This window comes from Acidobacteriota bacterium, from assembly GCA_022340665.1.
Taxonomy (GTDB): domain Bacteria; phylum Acidobacteriota; class Thermoanaerobaculia; order Thermoanaerobaculales; family Sulfomarinibacteraceae; genus Sulfomarinibacter.
On the sequence record JAJDNM010000132.1, the window covers coordinates 82,897 to 107,266 of the forward strand.

Genomic DNA, 24,370 nt, shown 5'->3' on the forward strand with positions numbered 1-24,370 from the left:
AAACCTGAGTGTAATTTTGTCAAGTCTTTAATGGGCCTTTATTTCGTTGATTTCAGAGCAGAATTGAGGAAGTTGAGCCGTATTTCGGCTCAGGGTAGGAGCTCGACACCCGGCCCTTCAGATCGGCCAACCCGATCGGTGGCCCCTTCCCACGCGAGGTGGCGACTCAGAATCAGGTTCTGGATCGGCTGCCCATCGCTGTCGGCACCCGTGACGAGGAGCTTTTCTCCTCGCTCAACCAAACGATACGGCCGTCCCCACGGATCGGACGGAACCGACCTTGGATACTCCGCGGCGAGCTGGTCGGCACTCGCCGGGTATACACCGTCGAGGTAGAACGCCGTCTCCGCCTGGCGCGCTATCCGGTCGAGACTGATCCACGATACGCTCTGGAGAACGTAGCGGTCCCAGACGTCCTCGCGCAGGTGGAATCCCGGATTTGCGGGATTGCGCTGCACGATCATAAGAGCAAAGCCGAGCAGGATCAGAAACGGAACGGCGAGCCACGGCAATGACGACATTGGCCATCGCTCGGTCGCCGGTTCCTCGACCTCCTGCCGCATCTCGCGCGCAATCTCCTCTTGGGTCGATTCACGGATCAGGCCACGATCGAAGAGTTCCGCGATCGCCTTGCAGGTTTCGAACTCGATCAATGTGCTCTCGAGGATGATCTCCGAAACCGAGTCTCTCCCATTGATCAGCGGATACACCGCCATCTGATTCTCGGTGATCTGATCATCCGGGAGGGACTCGGAACCGCCCTTTTCGTCGCCGTCGAAACTGAACTCGAGATCACCGAGCAGGTCATCACTGCCCGCCACGACCTCGAGACGACGCGACGGGTCGACCTTGCGAAAGACGACATCTCGGTCGGGAATCCGCTGATCGATGAAGGGCCACTCATCGGTCATGCGAGCGCCTTCCATGATGATCGAGTCGGCAGCCATCGGCTGTAAAAGATCGCGGTCGTAGTCGATGTCGGTCTCTTGTGAGAAATGGTATTCGCCGTCAGACCACCTGAAGACGCGATACACGATCTGGAGAATCTGCTGGTGAAGAGCCACCCTCACCGTTTCCACCGGAACCACATGGTGGTCGATCAAAATCCTGCCCAACCGCTGTAGAGTCTCTTCTTGACGACGAAGCGCCCCCTCGAGCTCGACCTCCGTGACCTCTCCTCGCTTGAGCAGGATCAAGCCGATCATGTCCTCGGTGTGCTGGTTGAGGGTGGACGCTCCCACGATGCAGCCGTCCTGGAAGGCAACGGTCACCACGTTATCTTCCGCGCGCAGGGTCAAGACTCCGGTCTTTCGCTGCAGCGATATCAGCTGCAATATATCGGCGAAGGAAAAGTCCCGAAGAGTGCCTTCCAATGCCATCCTAACTCCGGTTCCATGAGTTCACGCCGGACCGCACCATGATCAGGCCAACGAGCATCAGAAAAACGATCTGAATGTAGTGGGTCGGGGCCAGCGGTTCGATCCGAGGAACGAACGTCGGCACCCACACCAGGGCACCACTCAGGAAGAACCACGCAAGGATATTGATCGTGTACCCGCGGACCACCTTCCCGTCCAGCACAGCCACACTTCCGGGGATGACAAAAGCGACGGCCCGTCGCAAGAACCTGGCCCGGCCTTCCCGACGGTGGATCTGGGCCATCTTTGCGGTCTGCTGCTCAATCGACACGACATCCCGCTTCAAAAAGACCGACACGCACTGAGAACAGTAGACGCTACTCTCACCCAATCCTGCCTCCAGCCGGTATACCTTGCCACATTTGCTGCACTCGTTGGCCGGTGGGAACCAGCGGAGGCGAACGAAGAGCACAACCAGGCCAACCACCGCTCCGACAAGAAATACCAGGGACAGGGTCGAGGTCGGTTGCTTGATCAGATTCAGAGGCTTCGGTCCCTCCCCCACGTACGCCAACTGCTCGGGAGTCAACGTCTCGAGAAACACCTCCACATACTCGCTGTCCAGTCGTGGATAACGAATCCTGGGATCGAGCCCCCGGAGGCCGTTTTCCTTGACCTCCCGTCCGGCGATCTGCCGCGCCCTCGCCCGAGCCTGATCTCCCTCCTGAAACCTCCGGCTGAGATCGAACGCCAGCGACAGATTGTGGTAGGCAAATGCATTCTGAGGATCGAGCTCAAGAGCATGACTGTAGTGTTGAATCGCCCTTTTTGCGTTCCCATTTTCCAACGCCTGATTGGCTACAAAGACCAGCGGCCGGGAGTTTTCCGGATCGAGTAGGGTCGCCTTCTGGAACTCGAGCGTTGCCAGCGACGGTTCACCGTGCATACGAAACAGCTCGCCGAGGATCAGATGGTAGTCGGCGATGTCATCGAGCTCATCACCGACCTCCGAGAATTCCCGCAAGGTGGAAAAGTCGGACTGCCTGTCATCCAGCATGGTCCCGACACGGTTCATCATCGGTTCCGTTTGCAGGATTTCGTGCTGCACCCAAGCCAGAGCAGGTCCCACCATCGCCAGCAGCAGACAGCCCACAAATGACCAGATTCTCAGGGGACGGCTCAGGTAGGGCCAGGTGAGAATGAAAATGTATGCGACCAGCCACACCGGGCCGAGGGCCGCGAACAGCGGAAGAAGCACAATGACGAGCGCGAACACCCACGCGTTCGCCGGTCGGAAGATCTTGCCTCCGAGATCGCGAGCGTCGAATGCGACGCTTCGAAGGTGCCTGATGATCAACACGAAAATGATCGTCACCAGCGCGGCCGCAAGCGAGATGATCGCCCAGATCGCGGTCCAGGCGCCGACCACTCGGCGAGTCGGATCGAAGTCGATCAGTTTCACCCAGCCAGTCACCCGTTGCTTGAATGCCGAAATCGACGCGCCCTTGCCAGCGCTCCAGCGGGAGGCGAGGAAGTAACTCGAAGGGTAGTCCGGATCGAGCTGTTTGGCGGCTCGGAGCATCGATTCGCCTTCCGCCCCGGGATGGAGTTCGGCCCAGCTGACGAGAGCCGCGGCGAAGCCCGTCATGCGCTGGACCTCGAGTTCGACGGCCTCCTCCTGAAGAGCTCCAATCGCCATCTCCGCGCTCGCGACATCGCCCTCTTCGAGATTGGCCTGAACCTCCTGCCACGTGTCCAGGATGTTTGCCTGCGCGGGCGTCCATATCGCCAAAGCCACGGCGAGGGCGGGAAGGAGCTTGCGAACCATAGGTTACGTTTTCTGCAAAAAATCAGTGCGAAGCTGGTAGAGGACGGTGCTCAGAGCCTCGGATTCTTCGGCGGACAGGTTGCCTGCCGTCTTTTCTTCGAGAACTCCCAGGTAGTCGATCATCCTTTTGGCTTCGGCCGGTCGGGCCGGCAGATCTTCCGCTCCGACCAGGAGGATCTCCGCCTGTCCGGCGATCATCGCCACCAGCTCGAGAAACGGCGAAAACGAGGGTCCGCCGACTCCGGTCGGAGGCGGCTCAGGATCCACCCGCGGAATTTCCGCTTCCGGATCGACTTTCTCGGAGCCACCGGGCGAAGCGGCTTGGCCGGATTCCTCGGTCTCGGCAGATTGATCCACGGTTTCCACGGGGTCGCCATCCGCCGTGAATTTTCGCCGGTCGACCACTTTGATTTTGGGCTCACCGGGTGGATTCGACTTCGGTTCGTCGACCACACGTCCTCCTCGTCGTCACTTTTCCCGATTCAAGAATACTACGTAGGCCTTCAAAAGAGTTATTCGGGGGACTGCTGTGCACGGACCCCTGATTGTGAAGACGGACTAGACGCGCGTCCGAAATGATTCAGGACCTGAACCGTGCCTTCCGTTTCTCGAGAAACGCGGACGTTCCCTCACGCATCTGTTCGCTCGCCGCTCCCACCCCGAAAAGCGTCGCCTCGAGCAGACACGCGTCCTCGAAGGGCAGGTCGAGGCCGTGATTGACCGCTTCGATGCAGTGGCCTACGGCGAGAGGACCGTTGGCGAGGATTTGGTTCATTATCGTCTCAACCGTGTCGACGAGCTCCGTCTGCTCGCACACGGCGTTTGCGAGACCGATTCTCTCCGCCTCTCGAGCGTCGACATTGCGGCCGGTGAGCAGGATCTCCAGTGCCCGACCCCGTCCGACCACACGCGGCAGACGTTGGGTGCCGGCATACCCGGGAATCAACCCGAGCTTCACCTCCGGCTGGCCGAATACCGCGTTCGTTGAAGCGACCCTCATGTGGCAGGCCATCGCCAGCTCACAGCCACCGCCGAGGGCAAAGCCGTTTACAGCCGCTATCACGGGCTTGGTCATGCGTTCGATCTGGAGGAACACCGCCTGCCCGCGCAGCGCGAACTCTTTGGCCTCGACTGGACCGAGAGTGTTGAGCTCACTGATGTCAGCTCCAGCCACGAACGCCTTCTCGCCTGCACCGGTCACGACCAACGCCCAAACATCATCATCGGCCGCCGCCGAGGCGACTACAGCTTCAATTTCGCCCATCGTCGCCCTGTTGAGCGCGTTCAGTTTCTCGGGTCGATTCACAGTCAGCCACATCACACCGTCGCGATTTTCCGCCAACACATTCTGGTAGCTCATGCAATCCTCCGTTGGGTATCAGAAGAACCGGCGCTTGACGTAGATCACGTCACCGGAAAAAATCGCAGGATCGGGAACTCGACCCTTTCGGATCTGTGACAGGTCGTAACTCAGGATCGTTTTCTCGCCATCGACCTCGCGGTGCACCTCGATGAGCTGGGAGGCGAATTTGCTCACCCCGCCTCCCTGTGAGAGCGCCTGCATCAAAGTCATTCCGAGCGAGATCTCGTACTGGCCAGGGCGGGTGATCTCGCCGGTGATGAAATAGAGCTTTTTCGGCGACACGTACAGGACATCGCCCGCCCGAAGCGTGACGTCGTGTCCCGCCTCTCCCGTGGACAGCTTTTCGGTTTCGAAAATCATCGGTTCCGGCGGGCCCTCACTATCCTCGCGAGCCGTTCGCCGGAGTTCGAGCACCGGTCCCGCGCTCGACTTCAGACCACCGGCTTTGGCCAGCAACTCGGTCAGCGTCGTCCGCCCCTCGAGGTAATAGGTCCCCGGTTTCTGCACTTCACCCAGGAGGGTCACCGGCTGCGACGCAAAGAGTCTCACCTCGACCTTGAGCTGCACGTCGACGTAATAATCCTTTTCCAGCAGCTCCTCGAGGAGGTCAGCAACTTCTGCGGCGGTCTTGCCTCTGACAGGCACCGCACCAAGCAGGGGGAACGTGATTGTACCCGCCGCCTCGACCGCATATTCGCCGCTGATATCCTTCGCCTGAAATGCCTCGACCCCGATCACATCACCGACGCCGACACGATAACCCGCGTCCTCGGCAACAATCTCCTGGGCTCCGATGCTCGTGGCCACGCAGAGAGCCGAAATCAGGACCAAGCGGAGGTAACGCTGCTCAATCATGGTCGGAAGGTACCACATTCGGGTTCCAACTCGGGGCGTGTGTCCGAGGCGTTTCAACACCTGTTCATCGACCCGCCGGGCCTCTTCGAGGTCGTGTATGCCGCATCTTGGCATCGCTGCCCATCTTCGCACCACAGCGACTGATACCGTGGAAAAGCCCACAATCACCTCATCTACGCCGGTTTCCGCAGATTCACAGGGGGTCGCGAAACAGGCTTTCGAAATTTCTTGCCATCCTGCGGCGAATCGTTCAGAATGAATGAGTGTTCATTCACCAGCCTGACGGGAGGTTGATTCATGGCCACTGAAATCCAAAGGGCCGCTGTCCTCGGCGCTGGCGTCATGGGCTCGGGTATTGCTGCCCATCTCGCCAACGCCGGGATCCCGGTTTTGTTGCTCGACATCGTTCCGCCGGAACTCACCGACGAGGACAAGAAGAAGGGACTCACGGCCGACGACCCGAGATTCCGCAACAAGTTCTCGACGGCGGGGCTGGAGGGCATCAAGAAGTCGAAGCCGGCGGCTCTCTACTCGAAACGCTTCCTTCCGCTGATCGAGATCGGTAATTTCGAGGACGACTGGGAACGGCTGGCCGACTGCGATTGGATCGTCGAGGTTGTCGTCGAACGCCTTGACATCAAACAGCAGGTCTTCGCGCGCGTCGACGAGGTACGCAAACCGGGGAGCATCATTACCTCGAATACCTCGGGGCTCTCGATCGCCGGCATGACCGAAGGTCGATCAGAGGACTTCCAGGAGCATTTCCTGGTCACCCATTTTTTCAACCCGGTCCGCTACATGCGCCTGCTCGAACTGGTCCCCGGCGAGAAGACCAAGCCGGAAATCATGGAGTTCTTCACCGACTTCGGGCGCTTCCGCCTCGGCAAGGGCATCGTATTCGGCAAGGACACACCGAACTTCATCGGCAACCGGATCGGCACCTTCGGCATGGCCGCCACCATCAACGCGATGGTCGAGATGGACTACGAGGTGGACGAGGTGGATGCCATCACGGGTCCCGCCATGGGGCACCCTGGTTCCGCATCGTTCGGCACGGCGGATCTGGTCGGCATCGACGTGCTGGCGCACGTGACCAACACCATCTACGAAGGCTGTCCGGATGATCCTCAGCGCGAGATCTTCCAGGTCCCGGAGTTCATCACCAAGATGATCGAAGCCGGGTCCCTCGGCCGCAAGACCAAGGACAAGGGCGGCTTCTATCGCATCCAGAAGGAGGATGACGGCTCCAAGACCAAGCTCGTCATCGACTGGAAGACCGGAGAGTACCGGCCCAAGGTGCGGCCCGATATCCCGTCACTCAAGGAGGCCAAGAAGACGCACGACGTCGGACAGCGCATCCACGATGTGGTCTTCGCCGAAGACCGCGGCGGCGAGTTCGCCTGGAGGTTGATGCGCGACACCCTGGCCTACAGCTCCGACCGTCTCGGCGAGATCTCGGACTCCATCGTCGACATCGACAACGCTCTGCGCTGGGGCTACAACTGGGATCTCGGTCCGTTCGAGACCTGGGATGTTCTCGGCGTCAAGATGGTCGTCGAGAAGATGGAGGCCGACGGCGTCAAGCCCGCCCCATGGGTGACCGAAATGCTCGCCGCCGGACACGAGAGCTTCTACGTCGAGTCGCCCACGGGACGCCAGTACTACGACCCCGAGAGCAAGAGCTACCTCGACGAGCCGCGGCCCGAGACCTTCCTCTTCCTCAAGGAGATCAAACGGGACGAGAAAAAGGTCATCTTCTCCAACAAGGGCGCGTCACTGGTGGATCTCGGTGATGGCGTCGCCTGCGTCGAGTTCCACTCGGCCCTGCAGCCGCGCATGAACCCGATCGACGAGTACATCATTGAGGTCATGGCCAAGGGAGTCGAAATTGGCGAGCGAGACTTCCGCGGCCTCGTCATCCACCACCAGGGAGAAAACTTCTCCGCCGGCGCCAACCTCCTGATGGTGCTCGAGGGCATCCAGGCCAATCAGTGGGGCGCAATCGACGAGATGATCCGTGCCTTCCAGGGCATGACCACCGGCCTCCGAAAGGCCAGAATCCCGGTCATCACGGCACCCTTCGCGTACGCCTTCGGCGGCGGTTGCGAGATCACCATGGGCGGAGACCGGGTCTGCGCTGCAGCCGAAACGTACATCGGCCTGGTCGAGGTCGGGGTCGGCCTGATCCCGGCCGGCGGCGGATGCTACTTCATGCTCGAGAGGGTGCTCGAGGGCATCGAGGAGCCGGTGCTGTCGAATCTTCCGTTCATCCGCACCGCCTTCGAAAACATCGGCATGGCCAAGGTCGCCACGTCGGGTGAAGAGGGCCGCGACCGCAAATACCTGCGGCCATTCGACAAGGTCGAAATCAACCGCGACCAGCAGCTGTGGACTGCCAAGCGGATGGCGATCGCGATGGCCGACGAAGGGTACCACCCGCCAATGATGAAATCCTTCCGCCTGCCCGGCAAGGAGGGTCAGGCAACCCTCGAAATGATGCTCCACAACATGAAGCTCACCCACTGGATCTCATCACACGACGAGAAGATCGCCCGCCACCTCGGCCGCATCCTCACCGGGGGCGACACAACGATAAACGACACCGTCGACCAACAGACGATCCTCGACCTCGAGCGCGAGGCATTCCTCTCGCTGTGCGGCGAGCCCAAGACCCAGGACCGGATCAGCTACATGCTGGTTAACAACAAGCCGCTCCGGAACTGAGAAGATCAAAGGAGTTTTAGCGATGCGTGAAGCCGTCATCGTTTCAGCAGCCCGCACGGCCATCGGCCGGGCAAAGAAGGGCAGCCTGCGCGACACCCGCCCCGAGTACTTCACGTCGAAGATGATCGAGGGGCTGGTCGAGCGCACGCCCGGTCTCGAGAAGGAGATGGTAAGTGACGTGATCCTGGGGTGTGCCATGCCCGAGGGCGAGCAGGGCATGAACGTCGCCCGGTTGATCACCCTCGCGGCCGGATTTCCAACCGCGGTTCCGGCCATCACCGTCAACCGCTTCTGCTGTTCCGGCTCACAGACGATCGCCCTTGCCGCCGACAGCATCCGCGCCGGCAACGCAGATATCGTGGTCGCCGGAGGCGTCGAGTCAATGTCAATGGTCGCGATGGGCGGGAACAAACCGATCGCCTACCCCGGGCTGATGCATGCCATGCCGAACGCCTACGCGGCTATGGGAACCACGGCGGAGGTCGTGGCGAGGCGGTACGACATCACCCGCGAGATGCAGGATGAGTTCGCCTTCAACTCGCACCGCAAAGCAGTCGCGGCGATCGAGACCGGGAAGTTCGACGATCAGATCGTGCCGCTCGAAGTCCGCGTCCGCGAGAACGGCGGCTGGCGCGAGTTCGTCTTCGACACGGATGAGGGACCGCGAGCCGACACGACGGTCGAGGGTCTCGCCAAGCTCAAGCCGGTCTTCGACCCGTTAGGAACGGTCACCGCCGGTAACGCGTCACAGATCAACGACGGCGCCGCCGCAGTCGTCATCATGGGGGACGACAAAGCGAAGGAGATGGGACTCGAACCGATCGCGTACGTTCGGCACTGGGCGGTGGCCGGGGTCGATCCGGACGAGATGGGTATCGGTCCCACCGTCGCGGTGCCCAAGCTGCTCGACCGGGTTTCGCTCAAGCTGGACGACATCGACCTGGTCGAGATCAACGAGGCGTTCGCCAGTCAGTCCGTCTACTGCGTCAACGAGCTCGGCCTCGATCCCGAAAAGACGAACGTCAACGGCGGTGCCATCGCCACCGGCCACCCGCTCGGCGCGACCGGCGCGGTCCTGACCGTCAAGATCCTCTCTGAACTCAAGCTCCGCGAGGCCAAGCGCGGCATCGTCACAATGTGCATCGGCGGCGGAATGGGATTCGCGTACCTGCTCGAACGGCCTTAGATGCAATCTAACTTCAACGAAAGAACCCGGCCCAACAACCGGGTTTTTTCCATTGCCAAACGCAGGTAGGAATGAGGAATGAGGAATGAGGAATGAGGAATGAGGAATTCCCGCCCAGCCCCCCGGTCTTGGTGATGCGCCGAGGGTGGGTGGGCGGCATTCCTAATTCCTAATTCAGAATTCCTAATTCACCTAGAGGTGTTTCTCGATACTCCTCAGAATCTGCAACGAGACCGAGCGGTCGCCAAAAGTGCCGACCTTGATCTTGATCGACGTCGTGTCGAAGTCGACCGCCTCCAGCCAGATGCTGACCTTGGTGCCGACCGCCATACGCGCCGTGATCTTCCCCTTGAGCTTGTCGACTGTGCTGTCGATACCGACGAGCTCGAGATCCTCGAGCGCGGTGTTGGTGGCGTTGACCACATCCGGCACGGAGCCATCGAGATACGATCGAAGCACCCCCTCCGCCGGGCTGTACTCGGCATCGGTTCCCTCTGGGGTCACGACCGCTGTCTTGCAGCCCATCAGGAGCCCCACACACACCATCACGATCAGTAGTTTCTTCATGAAGAAACCCTACTCCCTGGCAGAGGAATTGTCGAGACTCTCCGATCCCGATCCCGTTCCCGAACCCGATCCCGATGACGAGTATCACAATCTCTGGCATTTTCTCGGGAGCGGGAACGGGGCCGGGATCGGGAACGGAAGTTGCCGTCTACTGCCTTGTACCGAAAAACCAGGGGATGTAATCTGCCGGGAGAGGTATGACATGAGTGGAACAATCGCGGTACGTCGTGAAACAAAGAGCCCGCTGGAGCGACGCACACCGATTACACCGGATCTGGTCGCCCGGTTGGTCCACGGATCCGGTATCGAGGTGCTGGTCCAGCCCTCGGCCCGGCGGGTTTTCCGCGACAAGGAGTACGTTCGCGCCGGAGCCCGCGTGTCGGAGAGCCTCGCCGGAGCCAACGTTATTCTCGGAGTCAAAGAGGTCCCGCCAGATCTCTTCGAGCCCCGCACCGCGTACGCGTTTTTCTCGCACGTCATCAAGGGCCAGCCCTACAACATGCCAATGCTGGCAAAGATTCTCGAGCTCGGCTGCACCCTCATCGATTACGAAAAAATCTGCGATGAACAAGGCAAAAGGCTGATCTTCTTCGGCCGGTTTGCCGGTCTCGCAGGCATGATCGACACCCTCTGGGCGCTCGGCCAACGCCTGCGCAGGGAAGGCCAGCCGACACCATTGGCCGAGATCGAGGCGGCGCACGCCTATCCCAGCCTGGACGAAGCCAAGAACGCGATTCGACGGGCAGGCGAGCGAATCGCCTCCGACGGTCTTCCGGAAGAGCTGACACCGTTGATCGTCGGCATCGCCGGTTACGGCAACGTCGCCGGAGGTGCGCGAGAGATCCTCTCCGAGCTCCCCACCCGAGAGGTGGCGCCAGACAACCTGGAATCCGCCTTCGAGGAGTCGTCGCCCCACTGCCTCTACCAGACGACCTTCAAGGAGGCCGACCTGGTCGAGTCCACGGACGGCGGCGCATTCGAGCTTCAGGATTACTACAATCACCCCGGGCGTTACCAATCGGTCAGCGGCAGGCTCCTGCCGTACCTGACGGTGCTCATGAACTGCAACTACTGGGACGAGCGCTACCCGCGCCTGGTGACGAAATCGCAGCTCAAGGCCCTTTGGTTGGCCAAAGTACCGCCCAGGCTGAAGGTCATCGGCGACCTCAGCTGCGACGTCGAAGGTGCAGTCGAGTGCACACTCAAGTGCACCGAGCCCTCCGACCCGGTCTACGTCTACGACACCGAGGAGGGCACGATCGCCTCCGGAGTCGACGGGCGGGGTCCGGTGGTGCTCGCGGTCGACATCCTTCCGGCAGAGCTGCCGCGGGAAGCATCCGAGGAGTTCGCCTCTGCCCTCGGAGCCTTCCTGCCCCGCCTGGCGGCGACCGATTTCGACGTTCCGTTCGCCGATCTCGACATTCCGCCCGAGCTGCTCGGAGCGGTGATTGCCCATCGCGGAGCGCTGACCCCGGATTACCGCTACCTCGAAGCCCACCTCGCAGCCGTCAACAAGAGTTGATTTGCGGATCGAAACACGATAGGGTTCCGAACGTCCGTCGGCGCACCGGCCCCGCGCCATGCGAAAGCGGCCCGTGTTGCGACGGCTTCAATTCAGCAGTCGCTGGAAGCTCCGGCTTCCCACGACCAATTTTCATATCCCTGATCTCTCCGGGTCGCCCGACCCGGTTTTTTTGAGCCCTGGATTTCGGATCGGTTCTACTGCGCGCCGCGAGACACCACGCCTTGCGGTGCCTGCTTGCGCCCGCTCACTTCGACGTACCCCAAGTACGCCTCGTTCGCGGGCGCGGCGCATGCCCCACCTTTCGCGTCGTCACGCACCGCTCGTCACGAACCGATCCGAAATCCGGGGCTCTTAAATTTCTGAAAAGAACTCCCGACGAATATCTTTTGGAACTCTCCCGCCTGGTGTCTTTTCAATCTAGACTGTAGTTGTCAATCCGAGTAGAGGCGGAGCGCAGCGACGCCGGAGCCGAGGAATCTGTGGGATTGGTTTTTTCAATTCACTTGGGTGTCGTACTTCTTCAAAAGTGCCTGGAAACGGGGATCATCCTTCAGCGGGCTCCAGCGCGGGTCTGCTCGGAGGAACGGGCTCGAGATCCAGCCGGGATTCTCGAGCAGGTACTGGAGCTGTTCGACAGCTGCATCGCGTTGACCGAGGAGGGTGTGGATGTGCGCGAGATCGATCACGTACGGAAGGTAGTAGTAGCCGTCCGTCGACCGCGGCAGCAGGGTGCACGCCAGCTCGCCCTCGCGGACCGCATCCTCACGCCGCCCCTGAATCGCGTATACGATGCCCAGCGAGCTGTGGAGCCGGGGGTCCTCGGGTGAGGCGGCTGCCGCGGGCTCGAGGAGGGCGCGCGCGGCCTCGTACGCGTCCGCAGCGGCCTGGAGCTCGCCGAGTCGCTCGTAAGCATAGCCGGCAAAAAGGGCGTTGGGCCGGGCCCACATCTTGAGGTCGATCCACCCGTCGGTCGCCGATTCGAGCCGCCCGATCGCCTGCTCGTACCGCCCTTCGAACATCTCCTGCCAGAACCAGATCCACCTCACCCAGTCATCCTCGGTTGGCGGCATCGATTGGAGGATCTGGCGGGTCTCTGAGGCGTCGCCATACCAGCTCCACAGGTTGAGGACCTTGTAGAGGTATGGCCACAGGGTCTCCGGGGCGAGCGTCATGGCCTGGTCGAAGGCCACCATCGCCTCGGGGTAGCATCGCGTCGTCCACAACCCCGCCCCGATCCCGGCGATCAGCCTGGCGCTTCGTGGGCTCAGCTCGACGGCGCGCTGCAGCACGTCCAGGTACTCGTCCCAGCGTCCCTGGAGCAGGTAGACATCGCTCCTCGCATCGAGGACCTCGGCGTTTTCGGGGAGGCCGGCGCCGGCTCGCCCGAACTCGGCCAGCGCGCCGTCCACGTCCCTGTAGGCCCAGAGCCGGTAATAGCCGATGTCGAGGTGGACCCTGGGCGATTCGGGGGCGAGCTCGAGAGCCCTGCGTGCGGCCGTATCGGCGGACTCCAGGTTTGCCGGCGACAGGTCGTGGCGGTAATAGCGCAACAATGCGTGGCCTCGGGCCAGCTCCGCGTGGGCAAGCGCGAAGTCCGGGTCGAGCTCAACCGCCTCTTGGAATGCCGCCATCACCCGTTCCCAGTTCTCGTAAGTGAAGTGCGGCTGAGCGGCGAGGTGTCGACCGCGCAGATAGGCGTGATAGGCGTCGAGGTTGGAAGTGGGCTGGGCATCGACGAGCGCCCGCGCGTCACCTGCGAGAGACACGCCGAGGTGGTCGGTGACGCTCTGCGCAATTTCCGACTGGATCTCGAACACATCGTCGATCACCTGGTCGTAGGTCTCGGCCCACAGGTGGGTATCGTCACTGACCCGGATCAACTGTGGCGTGACCCTGATGCGGCTCGTGCCACCCTCTCCGCGAGCCCACCTCACGGTGCCTTCCAAGATGAAGTCCACCGTCAGCTCGGCCCCGATCTGGGCGACGGTCTTGTCGGTGCCGGCGTACTGGACGGCGCTGGTTCTCGAGATCACGCGGAACCCGTTGATCATTGCCAGGCGTGCCGTGATCTCCTCGGTCATTCCGTCCGCGAAGTACTCATCGTCCGGCGAGCCGAGGTTTTCGAATGGGAGCACGACAATCCGAGGCAACGATTTGACGACCGGTTCATCCGCTCCGCGGTCGAACAGCGCTTCCGGCGGCAGAATGACCAGCAGCGCGATGACGGCCGCGATGACGACCGCCAGGATGTGCAGCCACCGTTTGCCGATGATCGATTGTTCCCCGCTTGGAGGCACGGTCTCGGAAGCGTCGAGTGCTCCGAGCGTCAGTGCCAGATCATGGGCCGAGCCGAAGCGGTCCTCGGGGCGCTTCTCGAGGCATTTGCCGACCACGCTCCCCAGCGTCGGGGGCACGGCGGCCGCAGCCGGGATCGGTTCGGGATCCTCCTTGAGGATCGCGGCTGCAGTTTCGACCGTCGTCGAACCGCCGAAAGGCCGTTGACCGGTGAACATTTCATAGAGCACGACTCCGAGGGCAAAGATATCGGATCTGTGATCGGCCGCCTGCCCTTGCACCTGCTCGGGGGCCATGTAAGCCATCGTGCCCATGACGGCGCCGGGCGAGGTGTCGAGCGTTGCAGTCGGCGTCTCGGTGGTCAGCTCGGCCTCGGGCAGTTTCAGCTTGGCCAGACCGAAATCGAGGATCTTGATTCGACCATCGCTCGTCAAAAAGATATTTTCCGGCTTGAGGTCGCGGTGCACGATCCCTTTTTCATGCGCCGCCGCGAGCCCATCGGCAATTGCCCTCGCGTACTCGACGGCCTTCCCGGTCGTGATGCCACCCTTGGAGATCAGCTCGCGGAGGGATGCGCCTTTGAGCAACTCCATCACGAGGAAGGACCTGAGGCTTGGGTCTTGAGGCCTGAGGCTCGCTCCCGCGTCCGAGTCCGCGTCCGAGTCCGTGCCCGACTCGACGGTCTCCAAACCGAAAACTGTTGCGATATTCGGGTGGTTCAAGGCAGCCAGAGCCTTCGCCTCGCGCTCGAAGCGCCGCATCCGCTCGGGATCGTTCGCCACCGCCTCCGGCAGCACCTTGATGGCCACGTCCCGGTCGAGGCGCTCGTCGCGGGCGCGGTAGACCTCGCCCATCCCGCCCTTGCCGATCAGCTCGACGACACGGAAATGCCCGAGGGTCGTGCCGGCGAAATCCTGGCTCGTCACAGGCCGACACCTTGAAGCAACTCTTCAATCCGAGCATCGTCCGGCGCGGACGGAGGGGCCATGAGGCGGTGGAACGCGAGCCACGGGTCCAGGCCCTGAACTGCTCTCTCGAGTAGAGCGACTGCCCGATGGGGCTCGTTGCGTGCGAGGTGAACCCAAGCCAGAAACGTCGGCGGCACGTAGGTGGTGCGTGCCCTGCTCTGGAGAATTTCAAACATCTCATCTCCGCGATGCGTCTCGCCCCGCATGTAGCACACACACGCGAGCTGCGTGACTGCGCTCGAGTGGTTGCCCGAAAGCTCGACCGCCTTCTCCGCCTCGGCTCTCGCCTCGTCGAATCGTGAGTCGAGGACAAAGTGGAAGCTCAGGAAATTGTGCGGCATCCAGTGGTTCGGGTGCATGGCCACGACTCCCTCGAGTCCCGTCAAACCCTCGTTACGATCTCCGGCAAGGGCCACCCAGGAGTAGGTCCAGGTGTTCCAGTTCGGCGACAGCGGGTCGAGTCTCCGGGTCAAGCGGGCGTGGGTCAGCGCCTCGTCAAATCTGCGCAGGCACAACAGCTGTGCAGCGAACTGACCGTGCGTTTCGGCGACGTTCGGCCCCAGCACAATCGCTTTGAGATGACCCTTCTCGGCCGCTTCCCAATCGCGCTCGAAGAACGAGATCATCGCGCTGAACGAGTGCGCCTCCGGAATCGTGTCATCAAGCTCGAGAGCTCGCGCCACCAGCGGCCGGGCAGCAGCGAGACCCTCAACCGGTGCGAGCTCGCCCCACCAGCTCTGGGAAAGCGTCGCAGTCGCCAAACCTACATAGGCGCTGGCGAATGTCGGATCCATCCGGATCGCCTCATTGAAACACTCGATGCTGCGTGCATACCCCTGCTCGGTCAGCTCGTTCCAATAGAACCACGCCTTCAGAAATACCTGGTAGGCGTCCATGTTGTCCGTCGGACGGCGCACGACCGCTGCCCGCTCTTTCCCAAGAAGCTCGACCTGGAGGTTTTCGACGATCGCCAGGGCAATTTCGTCCTGAATCGAGAACACGTCCTCGAGATTCCGGTCGAAGCGCTCCGACCAGAGGTGAGAGCCGTCCCGGGCATCGACCAGCTGGGCGGTGATTCGGAGCCGATCGCCGGCTTTGCGAACGCTTCCCTCGACGATGGCGCCGACGTCCAGTGCGGACCCGATCTGCCGCACGTCCTCATGCTTCCCCTTGAAGGCGAAGGCCGAAGTCCGCGCGATCACGCGCAGGCCCTGAACCTGGGCGAGGGCGTTGATGATCTCCTCTGCCATACCGTCACAAAAATATTCCTGTTCCGGGTCAGCTGACATGTTGGCGAACGGCAATACGCCAACCGACGGACGGTCGTCTTCCGCCTGGAGGCCGCCGCGCAGCGAACCAACTTCGTGCGAGGGTGGAACAGCCGGAAGAGAGCGCAGCAGGAACGCCAGATCTGTGGCTGATTGGAAACGTCGCTCGGGATTCTTGTCAAGACAGCGGAGTATCGCGCTCTCGACCTCCGGAGCCACATCGACGCCCGAGCCGGCGACTGACGTCGGTTCCTCGCGGAGAATCGCGGTCATGATCTCGGCGGTTGTGTCACGCTCGAAGGCCCGGTGTCCGGTCAGCATTTCGTAAAGAACGCAGCCAAGAGCGAAGATATCCGTGCGATGGTCAACCGGATCGCCCCGCACCTGCTCGGGCGCCATGTAGCCCACCGTTCCCATCACCGAGTGCTGGCGGGTCAGCGGCGCCTCGATCGAACCGGTCTCCGCTTCGCTGTCGGTGGCCTCGCGGGTCGCCGCGAGTCCGAAATCGAGGATCTTCAACCGGCGATCCTCGCACAGAAAGATGTTGGAGGGCTTGATGTCCCGGTGCACGACCCCCTTGCTATGCGCAGCGCTGAGCCCGTTCGCCACCCCGGAGCCGATCTCCCGAACCTGCCTCCAAGGCAACGGAGCGTTAGCCTTGCGAAGGCGTTGTCGAAGGGTTTCGCCTCGGAGGAACTCGGTCACCGCGTAAGTCAGACTGCCTGCAGTGTCGAAGTCAAAGATTTCGAGAATGTTTTCATGTGACAGCGCGGCGACAGCCTTCGCTTCGCGCTCGAAGCGGGCCAGTCTCTCCGCATCCCCCGCCACCTCCTCCGGCAGCACCTTGATCGCCACGTCCCGATCCAGCCGCTCGTCGTGCGCCCGGTAGACCTCCCCCATCCCGCCCTTGCCGATCAGCTCGACGAGGCGGTAGTGACCCAGGCTACGACCGACGAGGTCTCGCATTGTCAGAGTTTCCCGCCGCATTCTACCGTAGAGCGGACGCCTTGGATCTGTCGCGCGACGGTATGATGTGCCGCGAGACGAAGGCAATTCAGGGAGACGTGATGGACTTTTCGCTGTCCGAAAATATGCAGACCATCCTCGGCATGATCGACGAGTACGTGGCCAAAGAGCTGATACCGATGGAGGAAAATTTCCTGCGGTATCCCTTTCGCTCGCTGCTGCCCGAGATCGAGAAGAAGAGGGCCATGGTGAAGCAGATGGGGCTGTGGGCTCCGGGCCACCCGCGGGAGCTGGGAGGAATGGGCCTGAACCTGATCGAGCTCGGTCTGGTCTCCGAGGCCGTCGGTGGCACCCCGCTCGGCCACTTCGTCTTCGGCTGCCATGCTCCCGACGCCGGCAATATCGAGATCCTCCACCTTCACGGCACGCCCGAGCAGAAGGAGCGGTGGCTGCAACCACTGGTCGCCGGAGATATTCGCAGCTGCTTCTCGATGACCGAGGTCGAGCTGCCGGGCTCCAACCCGGTGATGATGGAAACGACTGCGGTCAAGGACGGCGACGACTACGTCATCAACGGCCAAAAGTGGTACACGACTGCCGCCGACGGCGCGGCCTTCGCGGTGGTCATGACGATCACTGACCCCGAGGCGCCCCTCCACCGACGGGCGAGCATGATCATCGTTCCGACCGACACCCCCGGCTTCGACCTGGTGCGCAACATCAGCGTGATGGGCCACACCGGCGAGGATTGGGCGAGCCACGGCGAGATCCTCTATCACTCGTGCCGCGTCCCACAGTCGAATCTGCTCGGCCCCGAAGGCCACGGCTTCGCGATCGCCCAGGAACGCCTCGGACCGGGACGTATTCACCACTGCATGCGCTGGATCGGGATCTGCAACCGCGCCTTCGACCTCATGTGCAAGCGAGCCGGCTCCCGCACCATTGCCCCCGGAAAGGTGCTGGGTGACCGCGATATCGTTCGCGCCTGGATCGCGGAGAGCGCAGCCGAGATCAGAGCCGCACGGTTGATGACGCTGCACACCGCCTGGCTGATCGAGAACCGCGGGTGGCGGGAAGCACGGCAGGACATCTCGATGATCAAGTTCACCGTGGCCAACACCATGCAGCGGGTCATCGACCGCGCCCTACAGGTCCACGGCGGGCTCGGCATGACCGACGATACCCTACTGGCCTATTTCTTCCGCCACGAACGGGCCGCTCGTATCTATGACGGCGCCGATGAGGTGCACAAGATCTCGCTCGCGAAGCGGATCCTGAGTGAGTATGTCGCTCCACCGGGCAAAGCTTGACCAGCGGCGCCGATTCGGACCGATTCGACGCCCATCCTGATACCATCGAAATGATGGAATCCACTCGCTTCCCGCATGTGGTTCCGGGGGGGCACCGATGAGCGTTCTTGAACGATTGACTCGATGGGAGGGCATGGTCTTCGGGTTCGTCTTGGGCGTCGCGGCGACAGTCGTGGGGTCGATGGCCTACAACGAGATCGCCGGCACACTCCGCGTCTCCCACCTCAAAAGGAGTCTTCACGACAATCAGCTCGAGGAGATCGCAAACCTGATCGAGGAGGAGCTTGCTACCGCGACAACGGCAATGAAGGACGGCAAGCCACTCCAGATCAGCAACTACCTCGCGTTCCACTTCATGCCGAAGCTCTACGCCCACCACATGGACTACGCGATGATCCTCCTCCAGAACGAGGACGTGTACACATTCAACACGCTGCGCGACACGACACATTTTCTGACCTTCAACCTCTCGCAGAGGGACTTCTCCGGGCTCGATCTGAGGTCCGTGAACCTGGTCGGCGCCCAACTGACCGGCGCCGACTTTTCGAATACCCTGCTCGAGGGGGCCGACTTTCGGCTGGCGGAGATGCCCCGGGTGAACCTCACTGATGCCGAGGTCACCAGGGCATCGTTCAACGAAGCCATCCTCTCGAGCGCGATTCTCACCGGAATTCATGGTGAGGAGCCCCATTTCGAAAAGAGTGTGCTGGTCGATTCATCGCTGACTCGGCTCGACGATCTGCACTTCGCGGACTTCTCGGGAGCGGAGCTCTCCCAAGCCAATCTCTTCGACTCGAGGTTCTTCGACGCGAGCTTCGATCGCGCGAACTTCACCCTCGCCTCGGCGGTCGGCTCCGACTTCGCGGTCGTCAGGAGCATGGATGACGTCAACCTGACCGGCGCCAACCTGACAGGAGCGCGCCTCGAGCCCGAACGGGCGGAGCGCGCTTGGTTCGTCAACGCTGACGGCCTCTCATCGCGAGACGCTCGCGACCTCCGCCGCCGGGGCGGCATCGCCCGCCCTGAGGAGGTGCTACAGAAGGTCGACCCGCGAATCATCGCCGGGTTCCAGGCGCAGATCGAGGAGGACGAGACGATCAACCCCGAGGATCGCGACGCGGTGCTGTTGTCGATGCTGCAGGAGTACTACCTGAACTGAATTCTCTCGAATTCAGTTCAGAATTCGGAATTTTGAATTAGGAATCGTGAATGCCACCCACCCTTCCGGTTCTCAGGGGCACGGGAGGGAATTCCTCATTCCTCATTCGATCGAGGCGCCGGTCCTCCTGACCCGCCCACCGTGATACCTTCGTCGCGGTACGCAACCTGACGCTACCGAGGTGAAACCATGGACCAGGTATTCAAGACCCGAGTGACCGAGGACTTCGGGATCGACCATCCCATCATCCAGGGCGGAATGATGTGGGTCTCTCAACCGGAGCTGGTGGCGGCGGTGTCGAATGCGGGCGGCCTCGGAGTCCTGACAGCGCTGACCTTCGAGACTTCGGAGGGTCTGGCCGACGCTATCGCCCGCACCCGCGAGCTGACTGACAAGTCGTTCGGAGTGAATGTAACGTTCCTGCCAACTCTGATTCCCAAGGACTACGGCAGCCTGATCGATGTGATCGTCGATCAGGGCATCGGAATCGTCGAGACCGCCGGCCGCAACCCGGAGCCCTATCTGGAGCACATCAAGGCGGGCGGAGCCAAAGTAATCCACAAGTGCACCTCGGTTCGCTTTGCCAGAAAAGCCGAGGCGATTGGCTGCGACTACGTCAGCATCGACGGCTGCGAGTGTGCAGGCCATCCGGGCGAGGAGGACATCACCTCGCTGGTGTTGATCCCCGCCACCGTGGATGCGATCAACATCCCGGTCATCGCCTCCGGCGGCTTCGCCGACGCGCGGGGGCTGATCGCCGCGCTGGCCCTCGGTGCCGAGGCGATGAACATGGGTACCCGCTTTGTCGCGACCAAGGAAGCCCCGGCTCACGACAACGTCAAACAGTGGTACGTGAACGCCTCCGAGACCGACACCATGTACGTCATGCGATCGCTCAGGAACACCGAGCGGGTGCTGCGCAACCCGGTGGCCGAGAAAGTCGTCGAGCTGGAGGGCCAGGGCGCGGGCATCGCCGAGCTGGCGCCGCTGGTGAGCGGTCAGAACGGCCTCCGGGTGCTCAAGGACGGCGACACCGAGGTCGGTCTGATGACGGCCGGCCAGTCCGTCGGGTTGGTCCATGATGTGCCGACCGTGCAGGAGCTCATCGACACCATCATCGGGCAGGCTCAGGAAATCCTCGGATCACGGCTCGCGGGAATGACCGCCTGACGCATGACCGAGGAGATTGCCGCTTTAGGCTCACGGGTGCCCGATGGTGGCGTCGACGACGCCGACGTTATCCTCGACCTCTTTCTCGGCTGGGCGGCAGATGTCGGCTTCGATCTCTACCCCGCCCAGGAGGAGGCGCTGCTCGAGCTGATGGCGGACCGCCACGTGGTGCTCGACACCCCCACCGGATCGGGCAAATCACTGGTCGCTCTCGGCCTCCACTTCCGCGGCCTCTGCGAAGGAAAGCGGAGCTTCTATACCTCGCCGATCAAGGCTCTCGCGAGCGAGAAGTTCTTCTCGCTGTGCTCGGACCTCGGCGTCGACAACGTCGGCATGTTGACCGGCGATGCGAGCATCAACCCCGACGCATCGGTGATCTGCTGCACGGCCGAGGTGCTGGCCAACCTCGCCCTGCGCGAGGGTGGGGACCTCGACGCGCCGTACGTGGTGATGGACGAGTTCCATTTCTATGCCGACCGTGATCGCGGCTGGGCGTGGCAGGTGCCGCTCATCTCACTCCCCCACTCCCGATTTCTCCTGATGTCTGCGACGCTCGGCGACATGAGCGCGATCATGCAGCATATCGAAGATCGTACTGGCCACACCGCGGTTTTGGTCCAGTCCGACGAACGTCCAGTACCGCTCGATTTCGACTACCGCGAGACGCCCATACACGAGACCATCGAGGAGTTGACGGAAGCGGACAAGACGCCGATCTACCTCGTCAACTTCACCCAGCGGGAGTGCGCAGAGACCGCGCAGAAGCTGACCAGCATGAAGCTCACCACCAAGGAGGAAAAGGCCGCCATCAGGGAGGCCGTCGGCGACACCCGCTTCGATACACCCTACGGAAAGGAGTTCAAACGCTTTCTCGGCTTCGGCATCGGCGTCCACCACGCCGGTCTCCTACCCAAGTACCGATTACAGGTCGAGCAGCTCGCCCAACGGGGTCAGCTCAAGGTGATCTCCGGCACCGATACGCTCGGAGTCGGCATCAACATCCCACTGCGCACCGTGCTCTTCACCAAGCTTGCCAAGTTCGACGGCCGCCGGGTATCGCGCCTCAAAGTACGCGAGTTCAAACAGATCTCGGGTCGCGCTGGTCGCAAGGGATTCGACGACCAAGGCCACGTCGTCTGTCAGGCTCCGGAGGAGACGATTCAGCGGGTGAAGGAACAGCGAAAGGCGGCGGGAAAACCCAAGAAGCGCCCCAAGAAATCCCCGGCGAGGGGACGATCTCCCGAGATCTCGTGGTCGGAGGACACTTTCAAGAATCTCGTCGCCAACCCGCCGGAGAAGCTGCGCTCACGATTCCGGATCACCTCCGGAATGCTGGTTGACCTCCTGCAGCGCGACGCGGCCATCAACGATCCGGAAGCGGGGAACTTCGCCTCGGTTCGTCGCCTCATCGCGGACTGCCACGATGACGATGCGGGCAAGATGCGCCATCTCCAGCGAGCGGCCCAGCTCTGCCGCTCGCTCTACCGTGCCGGCATCATCCGCATGGAGAAGGACTCCGCCTCGAACTACCTCTGGGTCGTGGTTGACGAGGACCTGCAGGTCGATTTTTCACTCTTCCACAACCTCTCACTTTTCTTGATCGAGGCCGTTGACGGCCTCGATCAAGAAAATCCGGAACACGCGCTCGATGTCTTGAGCCTGGTGGAGTCAGTGATCGAGGATCCAACCATCATCCTCCGCCGCCAGGTGGACCGACTCAAGACCGAGCTCATCAACCGCCTCAAGGCGGAGGGGGTGTCGTATGAGGAGCGGATGAACCGTCTCGACGAGGTTACCCACCCGCAGCCGATTGCCGACTACATCCATGCCGCATTCGAGCACTTCCGCGGCGACCACCCCTGGGTGGGGGGTGACGCGGTGCAGCCGAAATCGGTGGCACGGGAAATGGTCGAGGGATACCTCGGTTTCACGGAGTACGTTCGGCACTATGGCCTGCAGCGTTTCGAGGGCGTGTTGTTGCGCTACCTCTCACAGGTCTACAAGACCCTCGATCAAAACGTGCCCGACCAGGCCAAGACCGAGGCGGTGCACGAAGTCATCGCCTTCCTGCGGGCAATGCTCGAGCGGATCGACACCTCACTCATCGAGGAATGGGAATCGATGCGGCACCCAGAGCTGCTGCTCGAAGGCGTTCCGGACTCCAAGACCGCCCACCGGATGCTCGCTGCCCGTGAGCTGAGGGGCGACCCGGCCCGGCTCGCCTCGAGGCTGCGCGCCGAGATACACCAACTGGTGGCTTCCCTCGCCCGCCGCGACTGGGAGGAGGCCGCGGCCTGCGTCCAGCGCAGTCGGGACGATCCGTCGGTCCTGCAGGAACCCGAAGATTTTTCGTGCGCCCTCGAACCGTTTTTCGAGGAACACGGAGAAATCGTCTTCGACCACAACGCACGGCTCGCCGAGCACACCCAGATCACTTCGATCGGCACCAACCAATGGCGGATCACCCAGATCCTGCTCGACCCTTCGGACGAGAATCTGTGGTGCATCGAAGCCCAGGTCGATCTCTCGGACGACGCGAACGTCGAAGGGCCGCTCATCACGGTCACGCGAATCGGAACGTAGACGAATTTTGAATTTCGAATTCCGACTCCCGCCAAGGCAGATATTCCCTCACGTAACTCGTGACGCGCAGTCAGATGAGCGCGGGTGCTACGCTGGAATGTGGAAGGGCGCCGGTGAGAATACTGACAAGGATCGTCTTGTGTGCGGTGTGCGTGATGCTGTTCGCGTCGGGAACTCCCAACCCGACGGGGACTGTCATCGACCAATCCCTGTGCATTTCTTTTTCCGAGGCAGAAGCAGTCGGGATCGATATCACCGAGCTCCGCGAGGAGTACCCGGCGGCGGTTTCGGCGTTCCCGAACCGCAGGGACGACGTGGCCGCGGCCTGGAGCCAGCTGCAATTCACGCTGCGCGACCAGCTCTCACAGTACGAGAAGGCAGACTTCGCCGGCTGTTCGATGTTTACCGTCGTTCTCTTCAAGGGTGATGGCACCATCGCCCGGTTCTTCTACCAAGGACTTGACGAGGAACACGGATCGGCCCTCTGCGACGTGGTCGAAAGACTGGCGCGGACCTACCGCTTCCCGCTGCAGTCCGAGGATTGTTTCAGCCAGTGCGGAACAACCCACTTCAAGGAGAATTCGGAATGAGGAATTAGGAATGAGGAATGCCGCCCACCCACCCAAGTTCTTGGGGAAAGGCGGGATGGATTTTCTCATTCCTCATTTCTCATTCGGGACGGCGTCAGTCGTTCCGGACGAAACTGAGCGCTTCGCGGTCTTTAACCACTCCGGGGAACCTGAGCACCCGGTTATGCATCACCACATAAATCCCCGGATCGACCAGCCGCGAGGCCATCAGCGCCTCGATAACATTTTGCAGGGCGTCGGTATCGCGAAACTCGTACGGCCGCATTGCGCCCGTGAGGACCACCGGAATCGTAACTCCGGCGCATCGCTCGACGAGCAGTTCGCCGGTCTCGGAGAGGGTGTCGGTACCGTGCAAAATGACGATGGCATCCGCCGTAGGCGCCGCGTTGCACACGGCCTGCGCGATGACTTGCCGGTCCTCGTCCGTCATGTCCAGGGAGTCCTTGTGCATGACCTCGACGTGCCGAATTTCGAGGTCCGGGAGACGCAGCGAATCGAGGATGACATCGATGACCGTGTACTCGTTGCGCAAGCTGCCCTGAAACTCGTCGTAGGTCTTGTCGATGGTCCCGCCAGTAGTCAGAATCGTCAGGCGCATTCTTCAGTGTTCCTTCGTGAATTAGGAATTAGGAGTTAGGAATTAGGAAGGCCACCC

17 protein-coding genes are annotated in these 24,370 nt (G+C 61.8%); 8 read left to right on the forward strand and 9 right to left on the reverse strand.

The features are described 5' to 3' along the window. Positions 1 to 89: 89 nt before the first annotated feature. The 5 genes from LJE93_14855 to LJE93_14875 all read right to left on the reverse strand — a co-directional run bounded on the left by LJE93_14855 (position 90) and on the right by LJE93_14875 (position 5,404). Positions 90 to 1,379 carry a DUF4388 domain-containing protein gene (locus LJE93_14855; protein ID MCG6950190.1) on the reverse strand — a complete coding sequence of 430 codons (1,290 nt, stop codon included), beginning with the start codon at positions 1,377 to 1,379 and terminating at the stop codon, positions 90 to 92. A 1-nt stretch (position 1,380) separates the two neighbouring features. Continuing rightward, positions 1,381 to 3,186 (reverse strand): hypothetical protein, encoded by a 1,806-nt coding sequence (locus tag LJE93_14860; GenBank protein MCG6950191.1) that lies wholly within the window; start codon positions 3,184 to 3,186, stop codon positions 1,381 to 1,383. A gap of 3 nt (positions 3,187 to 3,189) precedes the next feature. Next, complete coding sequence (locus tag LJE93_14865; GenBank protein ID MCG6950192.1) at positions 3,190 to 3,639, reverse strand: DUF1844 domain-containing protein; 450 nt, start codon at positions 3,637 to 3,639, stop codon at positions 3,190 to 3,192. 127 nt (positions 3,640 to 3,766) lie between these two features. Then, positions 3,767 to 4,546, reverse strand: a complete 780-nt coding sequence (locus tag LJE93_14870; GenBank protein ID MCG6950193.1) for an enoyl-CoA hydratase/isomerase family protein — start codon at positions 4,544 to 4,546, stop codon at positions 3,767 to 3,769. Between the two features lie 18 nt (positions 4,547 to 4,564). Further along, a complete protein-coding gene (locus tag LJE93_14875; GenBank protein MCG6950194.1) occupies positions 4,565 to 5,404 on the reverse strand; it encodes an SLBB domain-containing protein in 840 nt (279 codons plus the stop codon). 297 nt (positions 5,405 to 5,701) lie between these two features. Here LJE93_14875 and LJE93_14880 point away from each other — a divergent pair, with 297 nt between their 5' ends. Further along, positions 5,702 to 8,128, forward strand: a complete 2,427-nt coding sequence (locus LJE93_14880; protein MCG6950195.1) for a hypothetical protein — start codon at positions 5,702 to 5,704, stop codon at positions 8,126 to 8,128. Positions 8,129 to 8,150: 22 nt separating this feature from the next. Then, positions 8,151 to 9,314 carry a thiolase family protein gene (locus tag LJE93_14885; GenBank protein MCG6950196.1) on the forward strand — a complete coding sequence of 388 codons (1,164 nt, stop codon included), beginning with the start codon at positions 8,151 to 8,153 and terminating at the stop codon, positions 9,312 to 9,314. 192 nt (positions 9,315 to 9,506) lie between these two features. Here LJE93_14885 and LJE93_14890 read toward each other — a convergent pair whose 3' ends face one another. Further along, on the reverse strand, positions 9,507 to 9,881 hold the full coding sequence (locus LJE93_14890) for a DUF3568 domain-containing protein (GenBank protein MCG6950197.1): 375 nt from the start codon (positions 9,879 to 9,881) through the stop codon (positions 9,507 to 9,509). Positions 9,882 to 10,083: 202 nt separating this feature from the next. Here LJE93_14890 and LJE93_14895 point away from each other — a divergent pair, with 202 nt between their 5' ends. Next, positions 10,084 to 11,403: a hypothetical protein gene (locus tag LJE93_14895; protein MCG6950198.1), complete on the forward strand. Its 1,320-nt coding sequence runs from the start codon at positions 10,084 to 10,086 to the stop codon at positions 11,401 to 11,403. 497 nt (positions 11,404 to 11,900) lie between these two features. Here the strand turns inward: LJE93_14895 and LJE93_14900 are convergent, their stop codons facing one another. Continuing rightward, the gene (locus tag LJE93_14900; protein ID MCG6950199.1) at positions 11,901 to 14,627 is read right to left on the reverse strand and encodes a protein kinase; all 2,727 of its coding nucleotides are present in this window, start codon (positions 14,625 to 14,627) and stop codon (positions 11,901 to 11,903) included. After that, positions 14,624 to 16,903, reverse strand: coding sequence for a protein kinase (locus LJE93_14905; protein MCG6950200.1), 2,280 nt, complete (start codon positions 16,901 to 16,903; stop codon positions 14,624 to 14,626). The genes LJE93_14900 and LJE93_14905 overlap by 4 nt, the downstream gene beginning before the upstream one ends. A gap of 101 nt (positions 16,904 to 17,004) precedes the next feature. Here LJE93_14905 and LJE93_14910 point away from each other — a divergent pair, with 101 nt between their 5' ends. The 5 genes from LJE93_14910 to LJE93_14930 all read left to right on the forward strand — a co-directional run bounded on the left by LJE93_14910 (position 17,005) and on the right by LJE93_14930 (position 23,715). Then, positions 17,005 to 18,213, forward strand: a complete 1,209-nt coding sequence (locus LJE93_14910; protein MCG6950201.1) for an acyl-CoA dehydrogenase family protein — start codon at positions 17,005 to 17,007, stop codon at positions 18,211 to 18,213. A gap of 97 nt (positions 18,214 to 18,310) precedes the next feature. Continuing rightward, entirely contained in the window at positions 18,311 to 19,372 is a 1,062-nt protein-coding gene (locus LJE93_14915) for a pentapeptide repeat-containing protein (protein ID MCG6950202.1), read from the forward strand. Positions 19,373 to 19,561: 189 nt separating this feature from the next. After that, a complete protein-coding gene (locus tag LJE93_14920) occupies positions 19,562 to 20,542 on the forward strand; it encodes a nitronate monooxygenase family protein (protein ID MCG6950203.1) in 981 nt (326 codons plus the stop codon). A 3-nt stretch (positions 20,543 to 20,545) separates the two neighbouring features. Then, positions 20,546 to 23,125, forward strand: coding sequence for a DUF3516 domain-containing protein (locus tag LJE93_14925; protein ID MCG6950204.1), 2,580 nt, complete (start codon positions 20,546 to 20,548; stop codon positions 23,123 to 23,125). Positions 23,126 to 23,238: 113 nt separating this feature from the next. Then, the gene (locus tag LJE93_14930; protein ID MCG6950205.1) at positions 23,239 to 23,715 is read left to right on the forward strand and encodes a hypothetical protein; all 477 of its coding nucleotides are present in this window, start codon (positions 23,239 to 23,241) and stop codon (positions 23,713 to 23,715) included. A gap of 94 nt (positions 23,716 to 23,809) precedes the next feature. Here LJE93_14930 and LJE93_14935 read toward each other — a convergent pair whose 3' ends face one another. Next, the gene (locus LJE93_14935) at positions 23,810 to 24,313 is read right to left on the reverse strand and encodes an asparaginase (protein MCG6950206.1); all 504 of its coding nucleotides are present in this window, start codon (positions 24,311 to 24,313) and stop codon (positions 23,810 to 23,812) included. Between the last annotated feature and the right edge of the window lie 57 nt (positions 24,314 to 24,370).

Bases quoted from the DNA above. Each gene is read 5' to 3' on its own strand.
- LJE93_14925 (MCG6950204.1), top strand. From the start codon at position 20,546: ATGACCGAGGAGATTGCCGCTTTAGGCTCACGGGTGCCCGATGGTGGC.
- LJE93_14910 (MCG6950201.1), top strand. From the start codon at position 17,005: ATGGACTTTTCGCTGTCCGAAAATATGCAGACCATCCTCGGCATGATC.
- LJE93_14905 (MCG6950200.1), bottom strand. From the start codon at position 16,903: ATGCGAGACCTCGTCGGTCGTAGCCTGGGTCACTACCGCCTCGTCGAG.
- LJE93_14885 (MCG6950196.1), top strand. From the start codon at position 8,151: ATGCGTGAAGCCGTCATCGTTTCAGCAGCCCGCACGGCCATCGGCCGG.
- LJE93_14935 (MCG6950206.1), bottom strand. From the start codon at position 24,313: ATGCGCCTGACGATTCTGACTACTGGCGGGACCATCGACAAGACCTAC.
- LJE93_14875 (MCG6950194.1), bottom strand. From the start codon at position 5,404: ATGATTGAGCAGCGTTACCTCCGCTTGGTCCTGATTTCGGCTCTCTGC.
- LJE93_14855 (MCG6950190.1), bottom strand. From the start codon at position 1,379: ATGGCATTGGAAGGCACTCTTCGGGACTTTTCCTTCGCCGATATATTG.
- LJE93_14895 (MCG6950198.1), top strand. From the start codon at position 10,084: ATGAGTGGAACAATCGCGGTACGTCGTGAAACAAAGAGCCCGCTGGAG.
- LJE93_14920 (MCG6950203.1), top strand. From the start codon at position 19,562: ATGGACCAGGTATTCAAGACCCGAGTGACCGAGGACTTCGGGATCGAC.
- LJE93_14915 (MCG6950202.1), top strand. From the start codon at position 18,311: ATGAGCGTTCTTGAACGATTGACTCGATGGGAGGGCATGGTCTTCGGG.
- LJE93_14860 (MCG6950191.1), bottom strand. From the start codon at position 3,186: ATGGTTCGCAAGCTCCTTCCCGCCCTCGCCGTGGCTTTGGCGATATGG.
- LJE93_14890 (MCG6950197.1), bottom strand. From the start codon at position 9,881: ATGAAGAAACTACTGATCGTGATGGTGTGTGTGGGGCTCCTGATGGGC.
- LJE93_14880 (MCG6950195.1), top strand. From the start codon at position 5,702: ATGGCCACTGAAATCCAAAGGGCCGCTGTCCTCGGCGCTGGCGTCATG.
- LJE93_14870 (MCG6950193.1), bottom strand. From the start codon at position 4,546: ATGAGCTACCAGAATGTGTTGGCGGAAAATCGCGACGGTGTGATGTGG.